A 22,221-nucleotide genomic window follows, 5' to 3' on the forward strand; every position below is an offset into this window, starting at 1 on the left:
GTGCAAATATATGCAAACGCTTTCGGAACGCATGTGGTTGCATGCAAAAAAATATAAATATTTGGGGGTATCTCAAAAATGAAAGCAAAAAAGCTATTTCCAGCAGTTCTTTCTCTTGGACTACTGATCGGCGGAGGTCTCGCAGGATGTTCATCAAGTGATGACAAGACTTCTGGCGAAGGTGGAAAAGATGGAGACAAAGTAACCGTCGACATTTTCCAATTCAAGGTTGAGTTCAAGGACCAGTTCGAAGACATCGCAAAAGCTTATGAAGAAGCTAATAAAGACGTTGATATCAACATCACAACTGTGGGCGGCGGGGAAGATTACGGCGCGGCACTTAAATCCAAGTTCGCTTCAGGCAATGAACCTACTATCTACAATGTAGGCGGACCGCAGGACGTTGCAGACTGGGAAGATAAGCTTGCAGATCTTTCTGACACAGATGCTGCAAAAGCTGCTCTTAGCGGAACTCTTGAAGGCGTAACAAAAGACGACAAAGTACTTGGACTTCCTTACAACCAGGAAGGCTATGGCTTCATTTATAACAAAGGCATTTTTGAAAAAGCTGGTATCGATCCGAAGAGCATCACTAGCTACAGTGCATTAGAAGAAGCTGTAAAGACTCTTGACAGCAAGAAGAAAGACCTTGGCCTGACATCTGTATTTGCTCTTCCTGCAAAGGAAACTTGGGTAACTGGACTTCACCTTTCAAACGTGTTCCTTGCACCTGAATTCGACCAGAACGTGATCAACGCTTTCGAATCAAAGGAAGTTACTTTTGAACACGGTGATGCATTCAAGAAAATTCTTGACCTGCAAAACAAATACTCTGACCAGCCTACTGTAAGCCTTGACTATGCGAAGCAAGTTGAAGAGCTATTCTCCACTGGCAAAGCGGCAATCATCCAACAAGGTAACTGGGTATCAGGTTCTATCGCTGGCATCGACGAAGAGCTTGCTAACAGCGGCGTAGGAATCCTTCCGATCCCGGTTGAAGGCTACAAAGAAGATTCAATCCCGGTTGGCGTGCCAATGTACTGGGCTGTAAACAGCAACAAGGACGAAAAAGAAGTTGCAGCAGCTAAGGAATTCTTAGACTGGTTATATACTTCTGAAGAAGGTAAAACAGCTGTAATCGAAGACTTCAAATTCATTCCTGCTTATGAAGGATACGATGCTGGCAAGATTTCTGATCCACTTGCAAAAGAAATCTATGAATACTCTTCAGCTGGCAAAACATTGGCTTGGACTTTCATGGGTTACCCAACTGGTTGGGGACAAGAAAAGCTTGGAATCAACATCCAGAAATATGTGAGCGGCGAAATGACTTGGGACGAATTAGTAGAAGAGTCTTCCAAAGCTTGGGCTGAAGCTCGTAAGTGATAAGGTTTAACTAAAGAAGGAAACAGAACGGCTGCGGCTGTTTTGTTTCCTATCTTTTTTCATGAGCCTGTTTTACGCAGCTTTTTCTAAAAAAATTCACTTCCCCTGATAACACAAAGATAGGAGGATTTACAGATGCGTAACCGGAACCTCTGGTACTGGCTTTTCCTTGCTCCAGCTCTACTCGCACTTGCTCTTGTGGTCATTTTGCCGCTGGCATTCGGTGTGTACTACTCATTTACTGACTGGAACGGGATCAAGACACCTTCATTTGTAGGCCTTGAACATTATAAAGCGCTTTTTGCAGAGAAAGAATTCAGAGATGCGTTATGGTTCACAACGAAGTTCACAGTTGTTTCTGTGTTCCTGATCAACTTCTTCGGCCTTTCGCTTGCATTGCTTGTCACACAAAAATTCAGGACGAACAATATCCTGAGAACGATTTTCTTCATGCCCAACCTGATTGGCGGCTTGATTTTAGGCTTCATCTGGCAGTTCATTTTCACGAAGGTTTTCGCGAGCGTCGGTGAACTGATAGGCGTTGAAGCTTTGGAAGGATGGCTGTCCACTGAGACAACCGGCTTTTGGGCAATGGCGATCTTGATGAGCTGGCAGATGGCTGGTTACATCATGGTCATCTATATTTCATTCCTTGAAGGTGTGCCTCAGGAATTGCTTGAAGCAGCAGAAATTGACGGAGCGAACAGCTTCCAGCGTTTTTATCACGTCACCTTCCCGCTGGTCATGCCTGCGTTCACCGTCAGCTTGTTCCTGACACTTTCCAACTCATTCAAGCTTTACGACCAGAACCTGAGTTTAACCGGCGGCGGTCCATACAATTCGACACAGATGGTTGCGATGGAGATTTTCAAAACGGCATTTGTGGAAAATGCAATGGCATTCGCACAGGCTAAAGCGGTCATTTTCTTCTTGATTGTTGCCGCTATTTCACTAACACAGGTTTATATCAATAAAAAACGGGAGGTCGAGATGTAATGAAAAAGAAGAAGCAGAGCAGAATCATTCTTGAAATTCTCGGCATCATCCTTGCCCTGATCTGGCTTTCCCCGTTTTACCTGATGATCGTCAACTCGTTCAAGACAAAACGAGAAATGTTTGAGGATACCTTAAAGCTTCCGGATGTTCTTTCATTTGAGAATTACACAGTCGCCTTTGAGCGTTTGGATTTTCTAAAAACCTTTTTCAACTCTGTATTGATTACGGTGCTGGCTGTGGCTGTCATCATCATTTTCTCATCGATGGCTGCCTACGCCCTTTCAAGACGCGGCGGGAAAACCAGCGGGATTATCTTCATGCTGTTTGTCGCAGCAATGCTCATCCCATTCCAATCTGTCATGATTCCACTGGTTTCCATTTTTGGTAAGCTTGAAATGCTCAACAGGGGCGGACTGATTTTCATGTACCTTGGTTTTGGCGCAAGCTTGTCGATTTTCCTTTACCATGGTACATTGAGCGGGATTCCGAAATCGCTTGATGAAGCAGCAACGATCGATGGTGCGAACCGGTTCCAGATTTTCTGGCACATCATCTTCCCGATGCTAAAACCGGTGTCCGTCACAGTAGCCATCCTGAACATCATCTGGATCTGGAATGACTACCTGCTCCCTTCCCTTGTCATCAATAAGCCGGGAATGGAAACAATTCCGCTTAAGATGTTCTTCTTCTTTGGGGAATATACTAAACAATGGCATCTGGCACTGGCAGGACTGACGATCGCGATCATTCCGGTCATCATTATTTACTTCTTCCTCCAAAAGCAAATCATCAAAGGAGTTTCAGAAGGCTCGGTAAAATAATCGATACTATAGGAGAGACGACCAATGGCAGTCACAATCAAAGATGTAGCGAAGGCAGCCGGTGTGTCACCATCTACCGTTTCCAGGGTGATTGCGGATCACCCTCATATCAATGAAGGAACGAAGAAGCGTGTACGGAAGGTGATGGAGAAACTCGGGTACCACCCGAACTTCCAAGCACGAAGCCTGGTGGTAAGGAGTACTGAGACAATCGGTATCGTTATGCCAAATTCGGCTACCCAGGCATTGCAAAATCCGTTTTTCCCCGAGGTCATCAGGGGCATCAGCATGAAAGCCCATGAACATCAATTCGGGGTTTATTTAACGACGGGCATCACGGACGAGGAAATCTTCCAGCAGGTTGTCTCGATGGTGCAGGGCGGCAGGGTTGATGGCATCATCCTCCTGTATTCGAAAACGGATGACAAGATCATGAACTACTTGCTGGAGCATAAGTTTCCGTTTACGGTCATCGGCCGTCCAAATATGAACGCTGAGCGGATTACCTATGTCGACAATGACAATATTTACATCACAAAACAGGTTACTGATTATCTAATCAAGCTCGGCCATCAAAAAATAGCCTTTATCGGTTTCAATCTCGAGCACGTTTTTACAATTGACCGGCTGGAGGGGTATAAGCAAGCCCTCCATGAAGCTGACATCCAATATGACGAAAAGTATGTAATCCATGAGCAGTGCTTAAAATCAGAAGGAAAAGAAGGCATCACAAGGTTCCTTTCCTCTCATGAGCCGCCTACTGCGCTCGTAGTGGCAGATGATTTTACCGCCATCGAGCTGATGAGTTATTCGGAGGAATTGAATATCAAGGTGCCAGAAGAAATCTCCATTGTCAGCTTCAATGATGTACCACTTGCGGAACATATGAAGCCGCAGCTGACTTCTGTTAACATCGACATCTTCCAGTTAGGATTCGAAGCGGCTAACTGTTTAATAGAAATCATCAAAAATCCGGACGCCTTGCCAAAAAGGGTCACAATCCCTGCAAGGATGATTGAACGGAAATCATGCAGTCCCATTCATAAGTAAGTGCGGCGCAAAAAGTCTAAACTAAGATAACGAAACACATCAGGATCATACAAAGAAATGAGGGTTCATATGAAACACAAATGGTGGAAAGAGGCTGTTGCCTATCAGGTATATCCAAGGAGCTTCATGGATTCCAATGGCGATGGCATCGGCGATTTGCAAGGAATGATTTCAAAACTTGATTACTTGAAGGATTTAGGGATCGATGTGATCTGGATTTGCCCGATGTACAAATCCCCTAATGACGATAATGGCTATGATATCAGTGATTACCAGGATATCATGGATGAATTCGGGACGATGGAAGACTTCGATCAGCTGCTTGCTGAAACGCATAAACGCGGCATGAAGCTGATCATTGACCTTGTCATCAACCATACGAGCGATGAGCATCAATGGTTCATTGAGTCACGCGAATTCAAAGACAGCCCGAAACGCGACTGGTATATCTGGCGCGACGGCAAGGACGGCGCTGAGCCGAATAACTGGGAAAGCATTTTTGGAGGATCCGCCTGGGAGTATGACGAGAAAACGGATCAGTACTTCCTCCACATCTTCTCCCGCAAACAGCCGGATTTGAACTGGGAAAATAAAGACGTCCGTACTGCTTTATACAATATGATCAACTGGTGGCTTGATAAGGGCATTGACGGTTTCCGCGTCGACGCGATCAGCCACATCAAAAAAGAAGAAGGCCTGAAAGACATGCCTAACCCTGAAGGAGTACAGTATGTTTCTTCTTTTGACAAGCATATGAATGTCGATGGAATCCAGACATTCCTAGAGGAATTGAAGAATGAGACTTTCTCCAAATATGACATCATGACAGTTGGCGAGGCTAATGGCGTCAGCATCGAGGAAGCCGATCTTTGGGTTGGCGAGGAACAAGGAAAGTTCAATATGGTATTCCAATTTGAGCACCTTGACCTGTGGGACTCTGAAAAGAAAGCACTCGACCTGGCAAAATTGAAGAATACTTTTACCCGATGGCAAAAAGGCCTTGAAGGCCACGGCTGGAATGCTTTATTCATTGAAAACCATGATAAGGCCCGTATCGTTTCTACATGGGGCGATGACAAGAAATATTGGCGCGAAAGTGCAACAGCGCTTGCATCCATGTACTTCCTGATGCAGGGCACGCCTTTCATCTATCAAGGGCAGGAAATCGGCATGACCAATGTCCAGTTCCCTTCAATTGACGATTACGATGATGTTGCCATCAAGAACCTGTATAAGATCCGCCGTGAAAACGGTGTGCCGCATGAAGAAATCATGGATTTCATCTGGGCAACTAGCCGTGACAATTCCCGGACGCCGATGCAATGGTCAGCTGCTGACAATGCCGGTTTCTCAACAGGCAAGCCTTGGATTGGGACGAACCCGAACTACAAAGAGGTCAATGTTGAAGCCCAACTTCAAGACCCTGACTCCATCCTTCATTTTTATAAAAAAATGATCGAGATGAAAAAGGCCAATGAAATCTTCACATACGGCACATATGATTTGGTTCTCGAAGACAATGAACAAATCTATGCATACACAAGAACAATGGACGACAAGCAAGCCCTGATCATCTCTAACCTTACGAACGAACCGGCAGCATTCGAATTCGACGGATTCCCGCTTGAATCAAGCCAGTTGCTGCTGAACAACTATAAGGTCGAAGAACAGGAATCACTGTTCACCCTGAAGCCATATGAAACAAGAGTGTATATGAAGTAAATATTGAGGGAGTGCCTGTTGATGGCACTCCCTTTTCTTTCTCTTCTAACTAACAACAAACGTCTGATAAACAACCTCTTCCCCGTCCTGCACTTCTGTGTGTTCTTCAAATCCGATTCCATGCTGCTGGTAGATCTTTTTCCAAAAATGGACTGCGGTTTTGTTCTGGACAAGCTCGGAGATGTAATAGCTTCCTTTGTTCTGACTAAATATTTCAGCTACTGCTGCTTTTGCGACTCCTTTTCCGCGGAATGGATTGAGGATGAAGAAGTCATTGATCACTTTATCTACTTTTGTCGTAAAAGGTGCTTCGAGGATCAAAACAAAGCCTGCCAGTTTTTCATCGACTTTAATGAAGGATGGAGTGATCCCTTCTTTTTCCCAAATTAACGAAAATGAATCGAATTCATAACTGCCGGAATCATTGATCTGCAAACCTTCTGTATAAGCAGATAAATCATGCAGGTAGAGTGAATATAGATTACGAAGTACTTCCTTTTTATCTGGTTTGATTTTTTCCAAATTTACTTTCATTCTGATTCTCCCTGATTAAATGAGGTAATAGTCCTATTAAGAATTCAAGCTAAACAGGAGGAATCCTGCCAAAAAAAGTTGAATTTTATATTAAGGTGACGGATGGGAGTTTAGCTTGCTTGCTTTAGGAGAATATAATTCAGGAAGGAATTGGACCGAGAAAAGTATTGGCAAAACAGGGGTTATGCATTAAAATAATTTTTGGCTTATAAATATGTATTCTAAGGGTGAAATCATTTTGGAAAAACCATTGCGTAAAACTAGATCTACGGGGGACTTTTTAGCATTTATCATTCCCTCGTTAATAGGAATCTTTTTCTTTATGTTACCAATCTCCTATGATGGAGAAATCACGATACCGATTGCTGTTCTTTCTGGATGGCTCCAGGAGCTGCTTGGCGGCACTCTTCCTGCAATCATGACTGTCATTATTGTCCTTACTTTAATTGGAACTTTATTGATTAAAACAGTCAGACCTGAAATCTTAAATCGCAATCATTTCTTGAAATCATTATTTGATGTACCGACAATCTGGCTTATTGCCCGGATTTTAGGGGCTATTTTCGCAGTAATGACCTTATTTCAATTAGGACCGGAAGCAGTCTGGTCAGCCAACACAGGCGGCCTGCTGCTCAATGACCTTTTGCCAATCCTTTTCTCTGTGTTTCTGTTTGCGGGATTATTCCTGCCATTATTGCTGAACTTCGGCCTTCTTGAATTATTCGGAACCTTGATGGCCAAGATCATGCGCCCTATTTTCACATTGCCTGGCCGTTCTTCAATTGATACTCTCACTTCATGGCTTGGTGATGGTACGATTGGGGTTCTCCTGACAAGCAAGCAATATGAAGAAGGATACTACACGAAGAGAGAAGCGGCTGTCATCGGGACGACGTTCTCTGTTGTTTCCATCACTTTCAGCCTTGTCGTCATCTCACAGGTCGGCCTTGCTAAAATGTTTGTGCCTTTCTATTTGACTGTGACACTGGCTGGTGTGATTGCAGCCGTCATCCTTCCGCGAATCCCGCCTCTTTCCAGGAAACAGGATACGTACTATGTGGAGCAGAACAACGACTATGATGAGGAAAATATCCCAGATGGCTATACTCCTTTTTCCTGGGGTATGGCACAGGCTGTCGAAAAGGCAAGCAGCAATAAAAGCTTGAAAGATTTCTTCCTTGCCGGAATCCGCAATATCCTTGATATGTGGATGGGAGTTGCGCCAATCGTCATGGCGCTTGGTACACTGGCGCTGATTGTCGCTGAATACACACCGGTTTTCCAATGGCTTGGTATGCCTTTCATTCCGTTGTTGGAGCTGATGCAGGTACCTGAGGCTAAGGCTGCTTCCGAGACATTGATCGTCGGTTTTGCGGACATGTTCCTTCCTTCGGTAATCGGTGCGGATATCGCAAGCCCGATGACAAGATTCATCATTGCGTCCGTATCCGTCACACAGCTTATCTATATGTCTGAGGTTGGCGGTTTGCTGCTAGGATCCAAAATCCCTGTCAGCTTCGGGGAATTGTTCATTATCTTCTTACAGCGCACGCTTGTTACATTGCCAATCATCGTTTTGGTTGCTCATATTATTTTTTAAGATAATCGTAAAATGGAGCCCCTGTTGTAAGGGGCTCCATTTGTTTTCTCTAGCACTGGAATGACCGGATTTGTCTCAGGTCCGTGCCGTAGTAAACCCATCCGCGGCGGCGGCTCCATCTCCAGCCGGCAATTGAGTTGCGGCCGAGGAAGATTGGATAGAACCAGAAGCTTCTGCCATCGATCAGCCAGATGTAGGTAAAGCGGTACATACATCTCCTGATTCCGCCAGGATCGACTGCAAAGGCTGTCATCTGTTCCTGTGGCACGTAAGCCGGCGGCGGTGTGGTTGGCGGCCCTCCTGCCTGGCCTCCGCCTGGTGCACTTCCGGGACCCCCTGGGAATCCAAATGTCCTCATATCTTCCTGCTGGTAAAAGTCATAATCATTATCAAATTGCTGATTTTGTGCATATGGGTTGAAGTTATTAAAGTACAAACTCATATCCCCTCTCTAGATGTTTTCCCTGTAATGTATGCAAAACGCCCAATTCGGTGCTAGTTGGCACCCAGACTTTCGATTTCTTTTTGAAGCTGGCTCGTTATTTCGTCTACCTTCGCAAAATCCATGGCTTCGATGTAGATGGCCTCCAACTGGTCGCGAAGTTCTTTTGCGTGGGCCAGTGAGGCGATGGCTTCGTTCATCTTCGCTTTATACCTTCCGCCAACATCCTTGATCTCTGCTTCGTATTTTTCATCGGTACCAGGAGTGATCAACTCTGTATACATATCAATGATTTCATCCGATTCTCTTTCCGGGAAATATTCATGTGGCGCCGTGCTGTCAAAAATCGCGAAGTCGAGCTCGCGGACGATGACCATGTCCAGGCTGTGCGGATCGAAGCCGCAATGATAGACTTCAACATCATATCCGCGTGACTGTGCTTCCGCAGCCAATTTTTTCAGCATCGTCGACTTTCCAGACCCTGGCCGGCCTTTGATAAAGTACCTCTTGCCGACTGTCTCGGTCAGGTTGGGAACAAAGTCGACTGCACCAACCGGAGTGGCCGCACCCAGGAATCGGTCGTAAACCCGGCCGCTTCCTTCTGAAGATGTACTGTCTCCGAAGAACTGATCCATTAATCTGTTTGTCAGCTCATTCGCCTTATCGAAGTCCATATTTTCGATGTAGATTTTTTCCCACTCGTCATGAATTCTCAGCGCTTCCGCAAATAGGCTGTAAGCAGAATTGAATGCTCCACTGATTTTTTTACTGAGCTGCAGGATGGTTTCCTTATGCTCCTGGAGTTTGGCGGAATTCCACGCTTCTCCAAGATTAACGTACTCCTCAACCGCTCCAGGTGCTTTCGGTTCGATGACATGTGGAGCCGTTCCGTCAACGATTCCGGCATTCAATTTAGGAATTAACACACCATCGATTGATTTATTGTCTGATGAACAATGCAGGAATTGAACATCATAGCCTTTTTCACGCCATTCATTGCCGATTTTTTTCATGAGCGATGATTTCCCTGTTCCTGGTCCGCCCTTCAATATGAATAACCGGGACAAGTCCTGCAAACTGGAATCGTATAAACTGTAAAAACCGCGGGCCGTGTTGCCGCCGGCAAAAAAGTTCAGGATTTTCCCTGACATAGATTCGCACTCCCTCCAACCGTTCGTAAAAACGGAAAGTTTTCGCTTCCTCCCTACTATATGCAGGGAATTTGTTCTGGGTGATTGCCCAGGTCCCACTCTATTTTTGTCTAATTTGAAAACTATTTCCCGGGCAAGTGATGTTCTTCACATCCCATCACAGTGCTTTCACAAATCATTCACAATAAACACAAATATGTGTGCAGTACATCACACTTCTGTTTTTACCAAAAAGTTAGGATGTAAGTGTGAAAGGTTCGCTTCGTCATACGGTTGAACTTAGAATGCTTATTTTTTACCGTTTGCGGAATGAACCCTGGAAAACAATCAAGGGGGGAAAAAAGTGAATAAACCTATTATCCATTTCATCATCAGTGCTGTTCTTGGACTCGGAATTGGTTATATAGCCTTCGATGTCATTCCTGCAAGCGACGGCCAGGAAAAAGAAGTCACAGCTGTCAATGAGCCTTCGAGTAGTGAAGCTCCTGCCAAGGAAGAAAAAGAGTCGGCTGATACTACTTCCGCTGCCGCTGGTGAGGAGAATATCCTTCAAACAAAAGGCTGCCTTGGCTGCCACTCTGTAGAAGCCTTGAATCTTACAGGCGGAGCAACAGGTCCAGATCTTTCCGATGCCTTCACCAATGTGGAAGGCAAACACGGCAAACCAGTTGAAGAATTCCTTAAAGAACCTACCTCAGCAGTCATGTCCGGCGTAATCGGCGGCAACCCGCTGACGGAGGAAGAAATAAAGCAAGTTGTAGAAATTTTGAAGGAAGCGTCTGAAAAATAAACCAAAGGTGGTGCAGTGTTAATGAAAAAATGGGTTCCCGCAGCTTCCGGGCTGCTAGCCGGCTTCATGGCGGCGACGGTATTTTTTGCTGATTTTTCAACAGGGCCTAAAGGGACAGCAAGCAATGACAACAACGCAAACAAGTCTAATGCTGAAAAAGTGTATGTTCCTTATGGCGAGCTAGACGAGTATTACATGCTTTCATCAGGCGGCCACTCAGGCCAGCTATTTGTTTACGGACTGCCTTCAATGAGGAAGATCCGTACTGTGCCTGTATTCTCTCCAGATCCTGCAACAGGATATGGCTTTGACACGAAGACGAAAGAAATGCTTGGCGGCTATACATGGGGTGATTTCCACCACCCGGCCATTTCTGAGACAAATGGTGAATATGATGGCAAATTCGTGTTTGCCAATGACGTTGCCAACAACCGGATCGGGGTTGTCGACTTAAGCAACTTCCATACAGCAGACATCATGGAAATGCCAAACATGGGCGGACCGCACGCAGGTACTTTCGTCACTCAGAATACGGAATACATCGTCATGCCTACCCGCTTCTCGGTGCCGATTGGAAAAGAGTATGCTCCACTCGATGAATTTGAGGAGAAATACAAAGGTGTCGTATCCATGGTGACATTCGACCAGGAAAAAAAGAAGCTCGATATGTCTTACCAAATCATGCTTCCGCCATGGTCCTATGACCTTTCTGACGCTGGTAAAAAGGTGTCTGGCGACTGGATTGTCATGACGACTTACAACACAGAATTCGCGACGACCAATAACGAAATCAATGCATCACAAAATGACCGAGACTACATCGTCCTTCTTAACTGGAAAGAGCTTGAGAAGAAAGTGGCAGCTGGTGAATATGAGGAAGTCAATGGCGCAAAAATGATTGACCCTCGCAAACACAAGGGATCAATTTATGCAGTACCTGTAGCGAAGTCACCGCACGGCGTTGACGTCACTCCGGACGGAACACGCTTCATCGCGTCTGGTAAGCTTGCACCGTTAATGACTGTCTTCTCTTTCGAAAAAGCATTTGAAGCAATCAAATCCGGCGACTTCGAAACAGAAAAATTCGGAATTCCGGTCCTGCCTTATGACAAGATTGTAGAACGTGAAGTCGATCCTCCAGGAGCATTAGGGCCGCTTCACACTCAATTTGACGACAGAGGCAATGCGTACAATACAATGTTCATTTCATCTGAAATTGTCAAATGGAAAATCGATACTGGCGAAATTTTAGACCGTACACCTGTCCACTATTCACCAGGACACTCAACTGCCACTGAGGGTGACACTGCTTCTCCAGATGGCAAATGGATTGTTTCCTTAAATAAAATCGCGAAGGACAATTTCTTATCTGTTGGACCTTCACATCCTGAATCAATGGAATTGATCGATATCTCCGGTGACAAGATGTCCCTGACATACACGGCTCCGGTTGATCCAGAACCGCACTATGCGCAGACGATTCATCGCGACAAGATCAAGACAATCAAGATTTACGAAAAAGATGAAAAACGTGAGCACTCCGTCTGGAAGCAGGAAGACACCCGCATCGAACGGAAAGGCAATGAAGTCCATGTATACGGTATCGCCATGCGTTCCAAGTTCGTCTTCGATGCAAAAGCGAAGCGCCCGGATGAAATCAAAGTCAACCAGGGCGACAAGGTCATCATCCACCTGACAAACATCGACCTTGACCAGGATATCACCCACGGCTTCGGCATCATGGACCACGACCTGAACTACGAAGTCCAGCCTGGCCAGACGAGCACAATCGAATTTACCGCTGAAAAAGCTGGTACATTCCCAATTTACTGCACAAACTTCTGCTCTGCCCTTCACCAGGAAATGAGCGGCTATCTGTTAGTTGAACCGAAATAACCTGAAAAAATGAATATGGAAAAGGGTATTGAGTTTTCAGCCGATACCCTTTCTCCCTTTTTGAGTGTTAAATCTAGAAATGGTACAGCTTGAACGCCTGCATTCTGGCAATGGCGTTTGCGCATTTCTTTTAGGAGATGATCAAGATGGCAAAGAAATTATCTGCTGGTTCTATGGCTAGTCTAATCGGGGCTGCAGCATTGATTTTTGCCTCTATCAAATTCCCCTGGTGGGGGATGAAATTTTTCGCACCGCAATACCCTGAAGGACTTGATATCATCGTCTATCCAAGCACGCTTGACGGCGATATCGATATCGTCAACGGCTTGAATCATTACATCGGCATGGCTGAATTCAGCAATGAAAGCTTTCCGGAGCTCCAATACCTTCCCGGCCTGATCATTGGGCTGGCGGTCATCTTCATCATCATTGCTTTATTAAGAAGAAAAAGCCTTCTGTTTGTGCCGGTCGGACTGCTGGTAGTCGGAGGCGCTCTTGGCATTTACGACATGAACCGCTGGCTTACGAAATTCGGAACCGAGCTTGACCCTAAGGCACCGATCGAGTTAGAACCATTCGTACCGCCGATTATTGGAGAGAACATCCTTGCAAACTTTGTCACACACAGTTATTTCACGACAGGATCATTCCTGCTTGGCGCAGCCTTCCTGCTGACACTTCTGCCATTCTGGCTGGAGCGCCGCAAATGAACAGGCTGTTGATTTTAATTGTTGGGATAGGCGTCTGGATTTTATCCTCCCTGCCTGTCTCGGCAGATGTATCCCTGCAGCAGCTGATTGATGAAACTCCAATGAACGGTGAGCTTATTTTAGAGAACAAGCAATATGATGGCAATATTGAGATTACGAAACCGATTACGATTATCGGCAAAAAAGCTACAACAATACGTGGCGACGGCAAAGGGAATGTTGTCCTGGTCAAAGCCTCCAATGTCACGTTGAAGAACTTAATCATCGAAAACGGCAGCCTGAACAGGAGCTCCGACGAGGAATATTCGGGGATCCGCACGATGGGAGAGCATAACCAGTTTATTAATCTAGTTATCCACGATGTTTACCATGGTCTCTATATTAATAGTTCAAAGCACACTCTCGTAAAAAATGTAAAAGTCACCGGGCAAGGCACCGGAAAGCTGGGCAGCCAGGGAAATGGCATTCAGCTTGTGCGCACGTCCAATAACCTTATTGAAGATTGCACGATTTCCAAGACGCGTGACGGCATTTATGTCGAATACGCTGATAAAAACGAAATTCGCAACAATTATGTAAGTGAAACACGGTACGGCCTGCACTATATGTACTCAAACGATAATACTTTTTACAAAAACCGTTTCAATAAGAACACTGGCGGTGCGGCAATCATGCACTCCCAGAACATCGTGCTGAAGGAAAACCAGTTTTCCTTTAACCAGGGGTCCCGTTCATTTGGGCTCATCATCCAGACGAGCACCAGCAACACCGTACTGGACAATGAATTTTACCTGAACCAGCGCGGCATTTATCTGGAGCAGTCCACGCAGAACAAGATTGAGGGAAACAAGTTTTTCCACAATGACATCGGTGTGGAGTTATGGACCACGTCGACATCACAGGTATTCACGAAAAACCATTTTGAGCAAAACATCGCCAATGTCCTGACGATTGGCGCGGAATCTTATAATCAATGGAATCAAAACGGGATGGGCAACTACTGGGGCACAGAACTTTCTGTACTCGACCTGGACCAGAACCAGATTGGTGACTCTCCTGTTGAATATAGATCTTCCCTCTACAAACTGGTAGAGGATAATGAGCTTGCCTATTTATTTTTAAAAAGCCCGGCCATCAAAATCTATGAAAAAATCAATGAAGCCTTAAGCACCCAGAAAGTGATGGTCGTGGATGAATTCCCGCTGATTGAAAAGGAGAAGGAATCCCCACCGTGGATGCTGCTTTTCATTCCGGCAATTGCAATTGCGGGATGGATTTTTACCAAAAAGAGAAGGAGTCGTTTATCATGAACTACATTTGGAAGGAATGGCTTGAACAGTCACGCGGGAAAGGCCTCTGGCTCGGCCTGGCCATGGTCATGCTGACTTCCATCTTCCTGTTGATGGAAGCACGCTCATATCCAGATGAACTCGGATTTGACGCCTTTCTTCTCTCGCTCTATGACATGAATATTTACCTGGTACCGATCTTTGCACTCTTCATTTCTTCTTTTTCAATCTTCCAGGAAAAAGAACTGAAGACATCGATGATCCTGCTGACGAAAAAAGAATCAAACCGCAGCCTGATGCTGAAGAAAACCATTGCCATCCAGACCGTCGTCATCGGCGTTTTTGTCGGCTGGTACTTCGTTCTCGCAATTGCGATGAAATGGTTCCTGCAATTCCAATTAACCAGTTTCATTTACTTTCTCTTGACGGTTGTCGTACTGCTGTTGATTTTCAACCAACTGGGATTGTTTTTAGGAAACATCACGAACACGAAGATGCAGCTGATCGGTGCAACGATTTTTACATGGTTCCTGTTCGTTTTCCTGATCGACCTGGCCTTTATACAATACGTCCCATCTGTTTCCTATGAAAATGTCAAACTGTTCTCGTGGCTCTACTTCCTGGACCCACTGCACACTCTGCGCTTTTTCCTGGAGACATCTCTTGGATTATTCTCGCTGAACAATATGTCACGCCTGATGGAAAAAATGATCTGGATGGCACCATGGAAGTTTCTCTTGATTGACCTGGCCTTCTGGATGATCCTGTTCTTCGAGCTCTCGATCCTGTTCCGCAGCAAGGGGGAAAAATCATGATTGAAATCAAGAATCTCTCACAATCATATAAAAACAAACAAGTCTTGAAGGATATTAGTTTAACGATTGAGAGAAATGAATACTGCGCCCTTGTCGGCCGGAACGGTGCCGGGAAGTCGACGCTGATCCGTTCCATTCTCGGTCTGCAGCCGGTTAAAAAGGGCTCGATCACTCTTGGAGGATTTCCAAATTCGAAAGGAGATTGGAAGAAAATCGTTTCCTATCTCCCGGAAAAATTCCACCTCTACCCGCATCTGACTGGTGAAGAGAATATGCGTTTCTTCGCATCACTAGGAACCGGTGAGATCGACGAGAAGAAAATTGAAGAAAAGCTGAAGATGGTTTCATTATGGGAGGATCGCCATAACCAGGTGAAAGGCTATTCCAAGGGGATGCTCCAGCGACTAGGGCTTTGCGTCATGCTTTATTACGATACAGATGTCCTGATCCTCGATGAACCGACTAGCGGACTGGATCCCCTTGGCCGTGAGGAAATATTGCAGATCTTGAAGTCCCTGTCCGGCAAGACGATTTTGATGGCATCGCACCATATGGATGAAATCAAGCAAATCTGCAGCCATGTCGTGTTCCTGGAAGATGGCAAAATGACAAAATATACCGTTGATGAATTCCTGAATGAACACTTAAAAGGAGCGGATTACAAATGAAAAAATTAATCGCAGGCTTCATGTTGCTGATGGTTCTTTTAGCAGGCTGCAGTTCAGGTTCGGATTATGAGATCAATTTAAAGGAAGCCCCTAAGTATAAGGCCGGCAAAACTTATCCTGTCGTAATCGAGGTTCTCCAGGATGGAAAGCCCGCTGCGGGACTGGATTTCGTTGCCTATCTTGAAATGGCCAAAATGGACCACGGTACCATTGAGCTCAATTTTGAGGATAAAGGAAATGGAATCTATGAATCCAGCGTCGAACTGCCGATGGGCGGAGAATGGATCGTCAATATCGAAGGAGAATCAGACGGATCTGCTTTTGAGCATGTGATTACATTCGAAGTGGAAAAGGAATGATCAGGCATGAAACTTAAAACACTACTGACGCTCATGTTCCTGGCTGCCGTTTTGATTCTAGGAGGGTGCCAGCAGGAGAAACAAGCTGATGGCAGTTCAAGTGAGCAGAAACAAGAATCTGTGGCTGGGGACAGTTCAAGTGAGAAGAACGCAAAGGCAATGTCGAAGGACGGATTTCAGGCCGATGACAAAATCGTCACCATCAATGGCAAGGTGCTCAGCTATGAGGATCTGCAATTTTACCAGTTGATGAACAAGGTCGATATCGAACTCAATCGCGCTGCAGATGAAAAGAACCTTGAAGGCGAAGAATTGAAGGAAAAGCTCTCCTTTTGGGATGAGCAGCTCAAGTATCATGATAATTTCAACGTGAATCTATCAAAAATGATGGAACAGCACACCATGTACCTGCTTGCCAGAGAAAAAGGACTGGATGTAGAGACGGCCGAGGTGAACAAGACGGTCGAAGAGTTCAAAGTAAAAGTCGCCCAGAATGAAGCGGCATCACAGCTAGTATCTGACTTTCCAGCAGATGCATACCAGAACCGGCTGAACAACTACTTCACCGAAAGATTGCTCACTCAGCAGATTTACGACACCCTTAAGGCCGATGTCGTAAAAGAGAAGCCTAATGCTTCCGAAAAAGAGATCGCTTATGACACAGCCAAGAACTACGAAGACCTGTATCAATCACAAATCGCCAGCCTCGAAATCAAAATCAACGCAGCTGAGCGAGAATAGATTGTAGGAAAACAGCCTGCGCTTATCGCGGAGGCTGTTTTATTTCTTAAAGGGATAGATTTTCGGACAATTAGACTGCTTTTCCTTATAGGCCTGTCTGGTTCAGTAATTATCGTGACAGCTTTTCTGTTTTTATAGTCTAACCTGTCACGATTACTGCGTTTTCTTGACAGCTTTTCGGCTTTCTTACCCAAACCTGTCATGATTACGAGGTTTTCTTGACAGCTTTTCCGCTTTCACACCCAAACCTGTCACGATTCTGAGGTTTTCTTGACAGCTTTTCCGCTTTCTTACCCAAACCTGTCACGATTCTGAGGTTTTCTTGACAGCCCTTCTACTTTTCCTCTCAGACCTGTCCCAACCACCAGGGCAAAGTTACCCTCTTTTACCCGTAACCAGGTCGGCATACTTCCCTTCGGTCACCTGGATCAACTGGTCTGGTGCCAGTTCGACCTGGAAACCGATCTTCCCTGCACTGACGATGATGGTGTCTAACTCCTGGGCGCTTTCATCCAAAAACGTTGGATAGTTCTTTTTCATGCCGATGGGTGAACAGCCGCCGCGGATATAGCCGGTGAATTTCTGGATATCCTTTACCGGGAGCATTTCCACTTTCTTTTCGCCAGCTTCCTTCGCTCCCTTTTTCAGATCGAGCTCGGCTTCGACCGGAATGATGAACACATATAAACTCTTGCTTGCCCCTACTGCCACTAGAGTCTTGTAGACCTGTGAAGCATCGCGGCCAATTTTTCCTGCAACAGCAACGCCATCGATCTTGCCATCCTTCGAGTCATAAGTAAGGATCTCATACGGCACCTTCTGCGTGTCGAGTATCCTCATTGCATTTGTTTTAACCTTAGCCATCCTGGTTCCTCCTTAGTTGAAGGTATTTAGGATAATTTTACCTTAGGGAAGGTGGCCGATTCAATCACGTTCTCTACAGGCTCATCCCCGAAGTCTAGAGTTCTCGAGATTCCGATTCACATTAACAGCTTTCCTGCCAACAGAAACATATGTTAAGCCAGCTGATTCCGCATTGGCCAAGTCATAGCAGTTCCTTCCGTCAAAAATAACCGGCTCCCGCATAAGCAGCGAAAAACGCTCCAAATCATATTGAGTGATTTGCGGCCACTCGGTCACGATGAAGACGATGTCTGCTCCTTTAATCGCAGCATCCACATTCTCAGCGTAATAGAGCCGGCTGCCAAAAAGGTCTGCGGCATTGCCGGAAGCAGCCGGATCGTAGACGGAAATGTCCGCTTGTTCTTCAATCAGCCGGGCTATCAGCTCAACAGCTGGTGCCTCACGAATGTCATCCGTGTGCGGCTTGAATGCCAGCCCCAACACAGCCACCCTTTTTCCCTGGAGATTTCCAAACAATTCCCGGGCTTTCTCAAACAACTGCTGTTTCTGCCTGCTGTTCACTTCGATGACGGAGCGCAGGATCTTAAAGTCATACTCATAGTCTTCCGTCAGTTTTTCCAGTGCCTTCGTATCCTTCGGAAAACAGGAGCCGCCATAGCCAATTCCCGCTCTTAAAAACTGGCTGCCAATCCGGACGTCCATGCCCATTCCCTTTGCCACATCTTCAATATTTGCGCCTGTGTGCTCACATAAGTTGGCCACTTCATTGATGAAGCTGATTTTCGTCGCAAGGAAGGCATTTGACGCATACTTGATGAGCTCCGCGCTGCGGACATCTGTCTGCAGGATAGGACGTCCAAAAGGTTTATATAAATCAGCCACCGCACGGCCCGCCTCATTGTCATCTGCCCCGATGACAATCCGATCTGCATGGAAGGTATCAAGAATTCCCGAACCCTCGCGCAGGAACTCAGGGTTCGAAACGACCTTCACCTGGATATTATCGGGAACAATTCCCTGAAGCTTCTGATAGATCCTCTGGTTAGTCCCTACCGGTACTGTACTTTTTATAATGATGACTGCATCCCTGGACAGATACTTTCCAATCTGATCGACAGCATCCTCCAGGAATTCAAGGTTCGCTGATCCGTCCTCATTTTCGGGTGTCCCGACAGCGATAAAAATATAATCTGCATTTTTACTGGCCAATCTAGAATCGTATGTAAACTGAAGCCTTCCGTTCTCTAGATTCCTTTTGAGCATCTCTTCAAGACCAGGTTCATAAATTGGACATCTCCCCTGGGAAAGAGCAGTGATTTTACGTTCATCTATATCAAAACACGTGACATTATAGCCTGCTTCAGCGAAACAAACACCGGTAACAAGGCCAACATAGCCTGTTCCAAAAATTGTGATTTCCATATTGGCCCTCCATTTCTGATGCTCTCATTTTATCATGTCGTGGCTCTCTCCTTCTTAAATTCGCTCTATTTGGCAAAAACTTGTCTATCTACATTTGTAGTGGGTAAAAGGAAAAATAGCATGATTTTCACTAATATAGGAAAAATTAGTTATTATGAAGATTTTTAAGGAGGATTGTTGATGAACGATTATACTTCAAAACTGCCCCGGTTTCCTGAACCTTACTGGCGAAAAACCGCTGAGTTGCCTTCATTTCCAAAGCTGCAGGAGAATATGAATGTCGATGTCGCTGTCATTGGCGGCGGGATCACTGGATTGACTTCTGCCTACCTATTGGCGAAGGCTGGAGTGAAAGTGGCCGTAATTGAGGCAGGCAGCATATTGAATGGAACAACAGGACATACAACAGCCAAGGTGACTGCACAGCACGGCCTCATTTATGACGAGCTGATCAGCCACTTTGGTGAGGAAAAGGCACGGCTATACTATCAGGCCAACTATGATGCGATGCAATTTGTTAAAAATCTCGTAAAAGAACAGCAGATTGATTGCGATTTTACCGAAGAAGACGCTTATATATACACCAATTCAGACAAGGAAATGGAAAAGCTTTTAAAGGAATTCAAGGCCTATGAGAAGTTGGGCGTCGCAGGAAGTGAGTATGTATCAGAGGTCCCGATTCCAGTTGAGGCATTGGCAGCCGTCGTCATGAGGAACCAGGCCCAGTTCCACCCGCTAAAATTTTTAAAACATCTGGTAGAGCGTTTTACCGAAATGGGCGGCCAGATATATGAAAATACAACCGCAGTCGATATGGAAGAAGGCTCTGAGCCTGTCGTCACGACCAGAGACGGTCACAAGGTACACTGCAATCAGATCATCATTAGCACGCACTTCCCATTCTACGATTTAAAAGGGTTCTATTTTTCAAGGATGCAGGTCAATCGTTCTTATGTGCTTGCCGTAAAAACAGAGAAGGAATTCCCTGGCGGCATGTACATCAATGCAGAGACACCGTCACGATCCCTGCGATATACAGACTGGAATGGCGAAAAACTGGTACTGTTTGGCGGAGACAGCCATATCACCGGACAGGATGATAATACGCACCAGTATTATGAGGCACTCGAGGCATTTGCAGCTCAGACCTTCGGCGTAAAAGAAATTCCATTCCGTTGGAGCGCGCAGGATCCGACTACCCTGGATAAAATTCCTTTTGTCGGCAAATACTCATCAAGCACAGATAACATCTTTGTTGCAACTGGCTACAGAAAATGGGGGATGAGCAATGGCATCAATGCTGCTCTGCTGATGTCCGATCTTGTTCTCAGAAAAGACAATCCGTATGTAGACCTATTCGAGCCGCAAAGATTCCATGCAAAACCAGATGTGGCGACATTCGTTGCTGATAATGCGCTGGTCGCGAAAGAATTGGTCAAAGGGAAACTGGACCGGCCTTCGACCAATCCAGAGAGCCTCGTTAATGAAGAAGGTGCTGTCATAACAGTGAACGGCAAACGAGCTGGAGCATATCGAGATGAAAACGGCCATCTGCACGTAGTCGATACCACCTGTACCCACATGGGCTGCGAGCTTAACTGGAATAACGGCGAACGCACATGGGACTGCCCATGCCATGGCTCCCGTTTCTCCTACAAAGGAGATGTCGTTGAAGGCCCTGCCGAACTGCCGCTGAAAAAAGTTGATCTAGAATAAAACGAAGCCGCCATTCATGTCTGAGTGGCGGCTTTTATTATGTCCAGCGGTAAACGGATTCCTCAACCGGGATTACAACGGGGATTATTTGGCTCCCAACAGGGATTATCTTGAACCAAACGGGGATTATCTCGCCCCCAACAAGGATTATCTTGCATTAAACGAAGATTATCTCGCCCCTACAAAAATTTTTCTGGCCAAATTATCTTTCTCCCAATCGGGATTACCTGTTCCAACATCGACTTGCTGCTAACCTCGTTTTTTTATCCTTGATCAGCCAAAAGTGTCTTATGAATCCAGATGCTGGCCTGCATGCCGTCACCCATGGCAATCGTGGTCTGTTCTGAATGAGCGACTATGTCTCCTGCGGCCCAGACGTTCTCGACATTTGTCATTTTTGTCCGCGGGTCGACTAGTACATGCTTATTTTTATGAAGCTCGACGCCGAGCTGTTGTGCGAGCTGTGATTTCACTTCATTCCCGCCGAAGGCCATGAAGCCGCGTTCCGAAGTCAGCTCCTCACCGTTCGCTAGCACAACTCCCCTGAAGTCAGGCCCGTCTGCCAGAACCTTTTCAATCGGCCCTTCAACATACTTAATGCCTTTTTCCTTCATAGCTGTCATTTTTTCCTCATCCACTTCTATGTTCTCATGATTGACATAGATGAGTTCATTCGTGAAATAATTAAGGGTCAGTGCCATGTTCGCACCAGGATTGCCCGAACCCATCACGATGGTGGATTTATCTTTCACTTCATGGCCATCGCAATCAGGACAGATATACACGCTGATTCCAAGCGTTGGCATCAACTCGGGAAATGGAGGAATCCGATCCATAACACCAGTGGCCAGCAGCAATGTCTTCGCCTTGTATGTGCTGCCGCTCTCCGCCTGGACTTCGTACCCATTCTCTATCCTCTGGGCTTTCTCAGCCTTGCCAATCACGAATTCCACACCATATTGAGCAGCCTGCTTACGGCCGACTTCTCTTAAATAAGGCCCGCTTACTCCATCTGGATAACCAAGGATATTATGATAGCTCTGGCAAATCGCCGACCGTCCATCGCCTGCATCAAGAACCATCACATTATGATCATACCGCCCGAGCTGAATCGCTGCCTGCAGCCCGGCAATTCCGCCTCCTACTATAAGGCAATCATACATACCGATCCACCGCCTTTTAAAAGTGTCATAATAGCATGTTTCCCTTTTTGAAGGTGGTGTAATCCGGTTTATTACTGATTGAAAAT

21 protein-coding genes are annotated in these 22,221 nt (G+C 45.8%); 15 read left to right on the forward strand and 6 right to left on the reverse strand.

Translation table 11 applies throughout. The features are described from left to right. The first annotated feature begins 78 nt into the window (after window positions 1-78). From RH061_RS22545 to RH061_RS22565, 5 genes are all read left to right on the forward strand, one after another. A complete protein-coding gene (locus RH061_RS22545; RefSeq protein ID WP_311073000.1) occupies window positions 79-1,386 on the forward strand; it encodes an ABC transporter substrate-binding protein in 1,308 nt (435 codons plus the stop codon). 135 nt (window positions 1,387-1,521) lie between these two features. Further along, window positions 1,522-2,382: a carbohydrate ABC transporter permease gene (locus tag RH061_RS22550; protein WP_311073001.1), complete on the forward strand. Its 861-nt coding sequence runs from the start codon at window positions 1,522-1,524 to the stop codon at window positions 2,380-2,382. After that, window positions 2,382-3,203: a carbohydrate ABC transporter permease gene (locus tag RH061_RS22555; protein WP_311073002.1), complete on the forward strand. Its 822-nt coding sequence runs from the start codon at window positions 2,382-2,384 to the stop codon at window positions 3,201-3,203. The genes RH061_RS22550 and RH061_RS22555 overlap by 1 nt, the downstream gene beginning before the upstream one ends. Window positions 3,204-3,227: 24 nt before the next feature. Continuing rightward, window positions 3,228-4,253 carry a LacI family DNA-binding transcriptional regulator gene (locus tag RH061_RS22560; RefSeq protein WP_311073003.1) on the forward strand — a complete coding sequence of 342 codons (1,026 nt, stop codon included), beginning with the start codon at window positions 3,228-3,230 and terminating at the stop codon, window positions 4,251-4,253. Between the two features lie 69 nt (window positions 4,254-4,322). Next, window positions 4,323-5,975, forward strand: coding sequence for a glycoside hydrolase family 13 protein (locus RH061_RS22565; protein ID WP_311073004.1), 1,653 nt, complete (start codon window positions 4,323-4,325; stop codon window positions 5,973-5,975). Between the two features lie 45 nt (window positions 5,976-6,020). Here RH061_RS22565 and RH061_RS22570 read toward each other — a convergent pair whose 3' ends face one another. Continuing rightward, window positions 6,021-6,509 (reverse strand): GNAT family N-acetyltransferase, encoded by a 489-nt coding sequence (locus RH061_RS22570; RefSeq protein ID WP_311073005.1) that lies wholly within the window; start codon window positions 6,507-6,509, stop codon window positions 6,021-6,023. Between the two features lie 238 nt (window positions 6,510-6,747). On the opposite strand from RH061_RS22570, the gene RH061_RS22575 reads away from it, so the two are divergent. Beyond that, window positions 6,748-8,109, forward strand: a complete 1,362-nt coding sequence (locus tag RH061_RS22575) for a YjiH family protein (protein WP_311073006.1) — start codon at window positions 6,748-6,750, stop codon at window positions 8,107-8,109. Window positions 8,110-8,158: 49 nt separating this feature from the next. Here RH061_RS22575 and RH061_RS22580 read toward each other — a convergent pair whose 3' ends face one another. Continuing rightward, entirely contained in the window at window positions 8,159-8,551 is a 393-nt protein-coding gene (locus tag RH061_RS22580; RefSeq protein ID WP_311073007.1) for a collagen-like protein, read from the reverse strand. A gap of 53 nt (window positions 8,552-8,604) precedes the next feature. Beyond that, window positions 8,605-9,702 (reverse strand): PRK06851 family protein, encoded by a 1,098-nt coding sequence (locus RH061_RS22585; protein ID WP_311073008.1) that lies wholly within the window; start codon window positions 9,700-9,702, stop codon window positions 8,605-8,607. Window positions 9,703-10,045: 343 nt separating this feature from the next. Here RH061_RS22585 and RH061_RS22590 point away from each other — a divergent pair, with 343 nt between their 5' ends. From RH061_RS22590 to RH061_RS22625, 8 genes are all read left to right on the forward strand, one after another. Beyond that, window positions 10,046-10,492, forward strand: a complete 447-nt coding sequence (locus RH061_RS22590) for a c-type cytochrome (protein WP_311073009.1) — start codon at window positions 10,046-10,048, stop codon at window positions 10,490-10,492. A 21-nt stretch (window positions 10,493-10,513) separates the two neighbouring features. Next, window positions 10,514-12,388, forward strand: a complete 1,875-nt coding sequence (gene nosZ / locus RH061_RS22595; protein ID WP_311073010.1) for a Sec-dependent nitrous-oxide reductase — start codon at window positions 10,514-10,516, stop codon at window positions 12,386-12,388. A 146-nt stretch (window positions 12,389-12,534) separates the two neighbouring features. Further along, window positions 12,535-13,098, forward strand: coding sequence for a hypothetical protein (locus tag RH061_RS22600; RefSeq protein ID WP_311073011.1), 564 nt, complete (start codon window positions 12,535-12,537; stop codon window positions 13,096-13,098). Next, window positions 13,095-14,408: a nitrous oxide reductase family maturation protein NosD gene (gene nosD, locus RH061_RS22605; RefSeq protein ID WP_311073012.1), complete on the forward strand. Its 1,314-nt coding sequence runs from the start codon at window positions 13,095-13,097 to the stop codon at window positions 14,406-14,408. Before RH061_RS22600 ends, nosD begins: the two co-directional genes overlap by 4 nt. Beyond that, on the forward strand, window positions 14,405-15,202 hold the full coding sequence (locus tag RH061_RS22610) for an ABC transporter permease subunit (RefSeq protein WP_311073013.1): 798 nt from the start codon (window positions 14,405-14,407) through the stop codon (window positions 15,200-15,202). Before nosD ends, RH061_RS22610 begins: the two co-directional genes overlap by 4 nt. After that, window positions 15,199-15,870: an ABC transporter ATP-binding protein gene (locus tag RH061_RS22615; protein WP_311073014.1), complete on the forward strand. Its 672-nt coding sequence runs from the start codon at window positions 15,199-15,201 to the stop codon at window positions 15,868-15,870. Before RH061_RS22610 ends, RH061_RS22615 begins: the two co-directional genes overlap by 4 nt. Further along, window positions 15,867-16,229, forward strand: a complete 363-nt coding sequence (locus tag RH061_RS22620) for a FixH family protein (RefSeq protein ID WP_311073015.1) — start codon at window positions 15,867-15,869, stop codon at window positions 16,227-16,229. Before RH061_RS22615 ends, RH061_RS22620 begins: the two co-directional genes overlap by 4 nt. A gap of 6 nt (window positions 16,230-16,235) precedes the next feature. Continuing rightward, the gene (locus tag RH061_RS22625) at window positions 16,236-16,970 is read left to right on the forward strand and encodes a hypothetical protein (protein WP_311073016.1); all 735 of its coding nucleotides are present in this window, start codon (window positions 16,236-16,238) and stop codon (window positions 16,968-16,970) included. 375 nt (window positions 16,971-17,345) lie between these two features. Here RH061_RS22625 and ybaK read toward each other — a convergent pair whose 3' ends face one another. Continuing rightward, window positions 17,346-17,834 carry a Cys-tRNA(Pro) deacylase gene (ybaK, locus tag RH061_RS22630; protein WP_311073017.1) on the reverse strand — a complete coding sequence of 163 codons (489 nt, stop codon included), beginning with the start codon at window positions 17,832-17,834 and terminating at the stop codon, window positions 17,346-17,348. Window positions 17,835-17,915: 81 nt separating this feature from the next. Then, on the reverse strand, window positions 17,916-19,256 hold the full coding sequence (locus RH061_RS22635) for a UDP-glucose dehydrogenase family protein (RefSeq protein ID WP_311073018.1): 1,341 nt from the start codon (window positions 19,254-19,256) through the stop codon (window positions 17,916-17,918). 180 nt (window positions 19,257-19,436) lie between these two features. Here RH061_RS22635 and RH061_RS22640 point away from each other — a divergent pair, with 180 nt between their 5' ends. Then, window positions 19,437-20,972, forward strand: a complete 1,536-nt coding sequence (locus RH061_RS22640; RefSeq protein WP_311073019.1) for an FAD-dependent oxidoreductase — start codon at window positions 19,437-19,439, stop codon at window positions 20,970-20,972. 263 nt (window positions 20,973-21,235) lie between these two features. On the opposite strand, the gene RH061_RS22645 is transcribed toward RH061_RS22640, so the two are convergent. Next, window positions 21,236-22,135: an NAD(P)/FAD-dependent oxidoreductase gene (locus RH061_RS22645; protein ID WP_311073020.1), complete on the reverse strand. Its 900-nt coding sequence runs from the start codon at window positions 22,133-22,135 to the stop codon at window positions 21,236-21,238. Between the last annotated feature and the right edge of the window lie 86 nt (window positions 22,136-22,221).

The organism is Mesobacillus jeotgali (genome assembly GCF_031759225.1).
Taxonomy (GTDB): Bacteria; Bacillota; Bacilli; order Bacillales; family Cytobacillaceae; genus Mesobacillus; species Mesobacillus jeotgali_B.

Coding starts and splice junctions, on each gene's coding strand:
- RH061_RS22545 (WP_311073000.1), top strand. CDS start 79: ATGAAAGCAAAAAAGCTATTTCCAGCAGTTCTTTCTCTTGGACTACTG.
- RH061_RS22550 (WP_311073001.1), top strand. CDS start 1,522: ATGCGTAACCGGAACCTCTGGTACTGGCTTTTCCTTGCTCCAGCTCTA.
- RH061_RS22555 (WP_311073002.1), top strand. CDS start 2,382: ATGAAAAAGAAGAAGCAGAGCAGAATCATTCTTGAAATTCTCGGCATC.
- RH061_RS22560 (WP_311073003.1), top strand. CDS start 3,228: ATGGCAGTCACAATCAAAGATGTAGCGAAGGCAGCCGGTGTGTCACCA.
- RH061_RS22565 (WP_311073004.1), top strand. CDS start 4,323: ATGAAACACAAATGGTGGAAAGAGGCTGTTGCCTATCAGGTATATCCA.
- RH061_RS22570 (WP_311073005.1), bottom strand. CDS start 6,509: ATGAAAGTAAATTTGGAAAAAATCAAACCAGATAAAAAGGAAGTACTT.
- RH061_RS22580 (WP_311073007.1), bottom strand. CDS start 8,551: ATGAGTTTGTACTTTAATAACTTCAACCCATATGCACAAAATCAGCAA.
- RH061_RS22585 (WP_311073008.1), bottom strand. CDS start 9,702: ATGTCAGGGAAAATCCTGAACTTTTTTGCCGGCGGCAACACGGCCCGC.
- nosZ (WP_311073010.1), top strand. CDS start 10,514: ATGAAAAAATGGGTTCCCGCAGCTTCCGGGCTGCTAGCCGGCTTCATG.
- RH061_RS22600 (WP_311073011.1), top strand. CDS start 12,535: ATGGCAAAGAAATTATCTGCTGGTTCTATGGCTAGTCTAATCGGGGCT.
- nosD (WP_311073012.1), top strand. CDS start 13,095: ATGAACAGGCTGTTGATTTTAATTGTTGGGATAGGCGTCTGGATTTTA.
- RH061_RS22610 (WP_311073013.1), top strand. CDS start 14,405: ATGAACTACATTTGGAAGGAATGGCTTGAACAGTCACGCGGGAAAGGC.
- RH061_RS22615 (WP_311073014.1), top strand. CDS start 15,199: ATGATTGAAATCAAGAATCTCTCACAATCATATAAAAACAAACAAGTC.
- RH061_RS22620 (WP_311073015.1), top strand. CDS start 15,867: ATGAAAAAATTAATCGCAGGCTTCATGTTGCTGATGGTTCTTTTAGCA.
- RH061_RS22625 (WP_311073016.1), top strand. CDS start 16,236: ATGAAACTTAAAACACTACTGACGCTCATGTTCCTGGCTGCCGTTTTG.
- ybaK (WP_311073017.1), bottom strand. CDS start 17,834: ATGGCTAAGGTTAAAACAAATGCAATGAGGATACTCGACACGCAGAAG.
- RH061_RS22635 (WP_311073018.1), bottom strand. CDS start 19,256: ATGGAAATCACAATTTTTGGAACAGGCTATGTTGGCCTTGTTACCGGT.
- RH061_RS22640 (WP_311073019.1), top strand. CDS start 19,437: ATGAACGATTATACTTCAAAACTGCCCCGGTTTCCTGAACCTTACTGG.
- RH061_RS22645 (WP_311073020.1), bottom strand. CDS start 22,135: ATGTATGATTGCCTTATAGTAGGAGGCGGAATTGCCGGGCTGCAGGCA.